This is a genomic window from Tistlia sp. (genome assembly GCF_040905785.1).
In the GTDB taxonomy this organism is placed as follows: Bacteria; Pseudomonadota; Alphaproteobacteria; order Kiloniellales; family DSM-21159; genus Tistlia.
Map to the genome: position 1 here is coordinate 1 of NZ_JBBDQW010000048.1, position 5,806 is coordinate 5,806.

The 5,806-nt window shown below is 73.5% G+C and carries 3 protein-coding genes; all 3 read right to left on the reverse strand.

The features are described from left to right. The coding region (gene hpnD / locus WD341_RS11515; RefSeq protein ID WP_368425600.1) for a presqualene diphosphate synthase HpnD at positions 1 to 794 on the reverse strand (794 nt) is incomplete at its 3' end. After that, a complete protein-coding gene (gene hpnC, locus WD341_RS11520; RefSeq protein WP_368425601.1) occupies positions 791 to 2,884 on the reverse strand; it encodes a squalene synthase HpnC in 2,094 nt (697 codons plus the stop codon). The genes hpnC and hpnD, both read right to left, overlap by 4 nt. 75 nt (positions 2,885 to 2,959) lie before the next feature. After that, positions 2,960 to 5,356 carry a mechanosensitive ion channel domain-containing protein gene (locus WD341_RS11525; protein ID WP_368425602.1) on the reverse strand — a complete coding sequence of 799 codons (2,397 nt, stop codon included), beginning with the start codon at positions 5,354 to 5,356 and terminating at the stop codon, positions 2,960 to 2,962. Positions 5,357 to 5,806: the final 450 nt, after the last annotated feature.

Sequence of the window (5,806 nt, forward strand, 5' to 3'; positions counted from 1 at the left end):
GGCTCGCGCCAAGCCCCTGCCTCCATGCGCTCGAGCAGCGGCTCGTAGCTCGCCATCATCAGGATCGCCGGCCGCAGCCGGCGGCGGTCGCAGCGGGCGATCAGCTTGCGCGCCTCGATGTAGCGCTGGCGCGCCAGGGCCGCCAGGTCGCCGCAGACCCGCGGCAGGCGTGGATCGGCGAGCACCGCCGCGGGATCGCGCGAGGCGATGCCGTGACGCTCCAGCAGCTCTGCCGGCAGGTAGAGCCGGCCGTCGTCCGCATCCTCGCCGAGGTCGCGCAGGATGTTGGTCAGCTGCAGCGCCTCGCCGAGCACGATCGCCAGCCGCTCGGCTTCGGCCTCGCGCGCGCCGAAGCAGCGGATCGCGAGCAGGCCGACGGCGCCGGCGACCCGCCGGCAATAGAGCAGCAGCTCCTCGAGGCTCGGGGCGAGGTTGCGCTTGTGGAGATCCATCTCCATGCCGTCGATCACGGCCTCGAACTCGACCTTCGGCAGGTCGTAGCGGCGGATCGCCGGCTGCAGCGCCCAGGCCACCGGATCGTGGGGCGCGCCGCCGGCGTAGAGCAGGTCGAGCTCGCGGCGCCAGGCGTCGAGCCGGGCCTGCTGGACCGCCGGGTCGCCCGGCTCGTCGGCGATGTCGTCGACGGCCCGGCAGAAGGCGTAGACCGCGTAGATCGCGCGCCGCCGCTCGGGCGGCAGCACGCGCATGCCCCAGAAGAAGGAGGTGCCGGAGCGCCGCACCATCGCCTCGGCGTGGTCGGCGGCGGCCTCGGGCGTGGGCGGCGGGCCGGTCATGCCGGATGCCCCAGGCCGGCGGGATGCCGTCCCAGCGAGCGGCCGGCCAGGCAGGCCGCTGCCGCGCCGACGGCGTGCCAGAGCATCGCGGGCTTCGACAGCGCGACCCGCCCGGCCAGGGGGTCGCGCCTGCGCAGCTCGCGGGCCAGGACCTCGGCGAGGCGCAGGATCGCCGCCGTCTCCAGGGCCAGGCGCAGCGAGGCGAGGCGCCACGGCAGGGGGCGCGCCTCCTCCAGCAGGCCCTCGACCCGCTCCAGGCAGCGGTCGAGCACCCGGCGCAGCCCCGGCCCGGCGCTCGGCGCGTCCAGGTCCTCGACGGCGACCGCCTCGGCGGCCAGCCAGTCGCCCGGCAGGTAGACCCGGTCGAGAAGGCGATAGTCCGCCTGGCAGTCCTGCAGGTGGTTGATCACCTGCAGCGCGCTGCAGAGCGCGTCGGAGGCCGGAAAGCCGGCGCGGTCCTCGCGGTGCAGGTCGAGCAGGAAGCGGCCGACCGGGTTGGCCGAGTCGGCGCAGTAGGCCATCAGGTCCTCCCAGTCGTCGTAGCGGCCCTTGACGGCATCGCGCTTGAAGGCCTCCTGCAGGCGCCAAGCGTGCTCGACCGGCACGCCGGCTGCGCGCAGCGCCTGCCGCGCGCGCACCGCCGTCGCCAGCTCGGGCCCATCCAGGCGGCCCTCGAGCGCGGCCTGGAAGCGTTCGAGGCGGGCGACCTTCTCGGCCGGCGCGAGCGCCGGGTCGTCGGCGATGTCGTCGGTCGCGCGGGCGACCGCGTAGTAGGCCATGACCGTCGGGCGCAGCCGCCGCTCGATCAGCAGCGAGCCGACCGGAAAGTTCTCGTCGCCGGCGCCCTTGCCCGAGGGCGTCTCCAGACCGGACGCCCTCGGACCAGCCGCCGCTTCGCCCGCCGCCGCCTGGCTGCGGCCCTTCCAGGCGCCGCCGCGGCCGCGCCGGTGGGCCAGCGCCGAATCGAGGGTCATGGCCGTGTAGAGCAGCGCGGCCAGCGGCAGCAGCGGCGCCCAGAGGCGGGAGCAGCCGTAGAGCCCCAGCGCCGGCAGCAGGGAGGCCGCCATCGCGGCCCAGGCGAGCAGGCCGGCTGCCGCCGCCAGGCCGTCCTCGTGCCAGCCGGCGCTCAGCACGACGAGCGGCGGCACCAGGTAGATCAGCGCCATGGCGAGGGCGGCGCCGACGAGGATCAGCGGCGAGCGGCCGAGCTGCTCGTAGGCGCTGCGCCGGACCATGGCCCAGATCCCGGCGAGGTCGTCATAGCCGCGCAGGCTTACGGACTGCGGGCCGTGGCCGAGCCACAGCCGGCCGGCGCCGCCGGGGCGGCCGTAGCGCCGGATGCGCCGGGCCAGGCTGCAGTCGTCGATCAGGGCGGCACGGATCGGCGCCAGCCCGCCGGCGTTGTCCAGGGCCAGGCGCCGGACCAGCAGGCAGCCGCCGGCCGCGGCCGAAGTTCCGCCCAGGATCCGGGGCCGGTTCTCGGCGACCCAGGCGAAGGGAAAGAGCTTGGCGAAGAAGTAGAGGAAGGGCGGGATCAGCAGCCGCTCCCAGGCGGTGCGGCAGCGCAGCCGGACCATCAGCGAGACCAGGTCTCGGTCCTCGGCCTCGGCCTTGGCGACGAGCCGGGCGAGCAGGCCCGGCGGGTGGGCGATGTCGGCGTCGGTCAGCCAGAACCACGCCGCCTCGGGCAGGCGCTCGCGGGCCGCCTGCAGGCCCTGGTTCTGCGCCCAGAGCTTGCCGGTCCAGCCCGCCGGCAGGGCGGCGGCCGACAGGATCGTCAGGCGCGGGTCGGGACCGTCGGGCGTCTCGGCCGCGGCCCGGGCCGCCGCGGCGGTGCCGTCCCCGCTGTGGTCGTCGACCAGGATCACCTGGAAGGCGCCCGGATAGTCCTGGGCGAGCAGCGAGGCGACCGCCTTGCCGACGACCGCGGCCTCATTGCGCGCCGGCACGACCGCGGCGACGGCGGGCCAGGCGGCCGGCTTCGGCGGGCGCCCGAGCCGTTCGGCCAGGCGCCAGAAGCCGCCGCGCGCGAACAGCAGCACGCACCAGATCGCGAGCGACAGCAGTGCCGGCGGCAGAGCCCAGGACATCGGCTTCCCAGTGACGGACGGAAGGCCGGCAAGCCATAGCGGCTGCCGTTCGCGGTGCCAAGCGCCGAGCGCCGCTCAGGTCTGGGTGTCGCCCTCGGCGTCCGGCAGGTCCTGGGTGCGCCGTCGCTGGCGCGGGCGCTTCGGCGCGACCGCTTCGTCCCCACCGTCGTTCCCACCGTCGTTCCCGGCGTCGTTCCCGGCGTCGTCCGCGTCCTCGGCCTCGCCGCCTTCGAGCGCGGCTGCCGGCGAGGGCTCCTGGACCAGATGCATCGGCGGCGCCGAGCCATCCTTGTCGACGCCGAAGTAGATCGTCCGGTGCGGGAAGGGAATCTCGATGCCCTTGGCGTCGAAGGCCTTCTTGATGTGCGCGTTGAAGGCGCGCTTGACCGACCACTGCATCAGCGGCGTCGTCTTCAGGCGCACGCGCACGACGATCTCGGAGGCGCCGAAGGCGTCGAGTCCCAGGACCTCGAGCTCGCCCAGGATGACGCCCTTGAACTGCTCCTCCTGGCGCAGCTCCTCGGCCGCCTCCTTGAGCACCGCGACGACCTCATCGAGGTTCTCGCGGTAGGACACGCCCATGTCGATCAGCGCATAGGCGAAGCCGCGGCCGTAGTTGATCACGCTGGTGACGTCGCTGAAGGGCACGACGTGGACGCGGCCCTCGAGGTCGCGCAGGTGCGCCGTGCGGATCGAGACCTGCTCGACGACGCCGGTGTGGCCGCCGATCTCGACCACGTCGCCGACGGCGATGGTGTTCTCCATCAGCATGAAGATGCCGGTGATGACGTCCTTGACCAGGGTCTGGGCGCCGAAGCCGACGGCCAGGCCGATGACGCCCGCGCCGGCCAGCAGCGGCGCGATGTCGAGGCCGACCTCGGACAGCACGATCAGCACGACCAGCACCGCCAGGATGACCCTCAGCGCGGTCTGGAACAGCTTGAGCAGCGTCGTGGTGCGCGCGCTGCGCCCGCCGGGCCGGCCGCGCAGGTAGGACTCGATCGTCGAGGAGGTGACCTCCCAGACGACGAGGCTGCCGCCGATCACCAGCAGAATCTTGACGACCTGGCCGACGAAGGCGCGGCCGGATTCGCTGATCAGCCAGCTGAAGGGCGAGGCACCCCAGACCTCCAGCAGCAGCAGCACGGCAAGCAGCGAGACGCCGGCCGCCAGGATGCCGCGCAGCACCGGCAGGTAGCGGTTGGCCCGCTCCTGCAGCAGGGGGAAGCGCTCGCGCGTGTCGGCGTCGAGCCGGAAGCCGCGCTCGACGGCCTGGCCGAGCACCTCGATGGCGACGCGGGCGCCGCCCAGGATCAGCAGGGTCAGGATCGTCGCACGCGCCAGGAAGAGAAACCCGCCATCGACGTCGAGCACGAAGATGAACCAGCAGCCGGCGATGTAGAGGATCGCCAGCACGTGCCAGATCTCGGCGAGCCGGACGCGCAGGCTGCCGAGCGCCCCCCTGGGCTGGGCCTCGCCGCGCAGCCAGCGGCCGACCTCCTTGCGCTGCTGCAGCACGAACATGACGAGCATGGCCGCGACGACCAGGGCCAGCAGGTTGACCAGAAGGGCCTGCGCCGAGGCGTCCAGCCCGAGGGCCAGGGCCATCTGGGTCGCCATGAAGCCGTAGATGGCGACGAACGAGAGGCGGCGCAGCCAGAGATAGAGGTAGTGCGCCGTCTCGTCGCCGAGCGGCAGCAGGCGCTGCCCGCGGTTCTGCGGCACCAGGACCAGCCGCCCGGCCAGGCGGATGGCCCGGTCGAGCACGTTGGCGTTGATGAAGGTCAGCGCCACCAGGTTGGTGGTCCGCGTGGTGTCGGACAGGGTCAAGATGCCGTAGGTCGTGGCCGCGAAGACCGCGATCGGCACCAAGTCGAGCAGCAGCCGGAACAGCAGGTAGAGCAGGCGCACGGCCCAGCTTTCGGCCGCCTTGTCGTCGAGCGCGCGGCGCGGCCGGGCGAGCAGGCGGCCGACCAGGAACTCGGCGAGCAGGCCGCCGACGGCGATCGCGAGCAGCGTCGCCGAGACCTCCAGGAAGCGGCGCTGGACGTCGGGCTGCTCCAGGGCCTCGATGCCGGCGAGCAGGTCGCCGGGCAGCTCGGCGAAGGTGCCGGCGGCCTCGACGAGCTGGTCCGACAGCCCGCTCATACCGCCGACCACCGCCTCCAGGGCGGAGGAGCCGAAGGTCTTCTCGGTCTCCTGCCGGTCCTGCTCCTCGGTGCGCCGGTTGGCCTCCAGCAGGGCCTCCAGGTTGCCGATCAGCTCTTCGCGCGCCTCGGGATCCTGCAGCCTGTCGATCAGCGTCCGAAGCCGCTCGTCGGTGACCTCGGCCGCCGACCTACCGTCCTGCGCCCCCTCGGAAGCCTCCCCCGAGGACTGGCCGGTGTAGAGCGATCCCGGCAGCTGGGCGACGGCCGGCGCGGCCGGGGCAAGGAGCAGAAGGCCGGCGACGAGCAGCGGCAGGAGACGCATGGGTGAACCTGGCGTGTTGTTTCTGTCGGGCCGGGCCCGGGCGGGACGCCGGGCAATCTAGCCGTCGGGCGGCGGCAATCAAAGCCCGCAGGCCGCCGGACGCTCCTGCGCCGACGGCCGGCTCGTATCAACCCCTGTCCAGGGGTGGGGAGCCGCCCTTGACTGCAAGCGAGGCAACGGAACGGGAGCCCGAGGTGCCGGCAGCGGACGGGGAGCAGGACGGCGTGCAGCGAAGGAGGCAGGGCCGAAGCCCGCATCTCGCTGCGGTGCAGCCAACGGCAGGCACGGGCGCGACAGATTCTCCTTGCTTGGCGGCGACACCAAGGGGTTCCGCCGGACATCCCGGGTCGAACCCGACGACCCGGCGCTACTCGCCGCCATCGAGGACGCGCTTGCGGCCTAGGAGCCTGTCTGAGTAAGCGTCTTCGTCTCGACGCTGCGTTGTGTTCG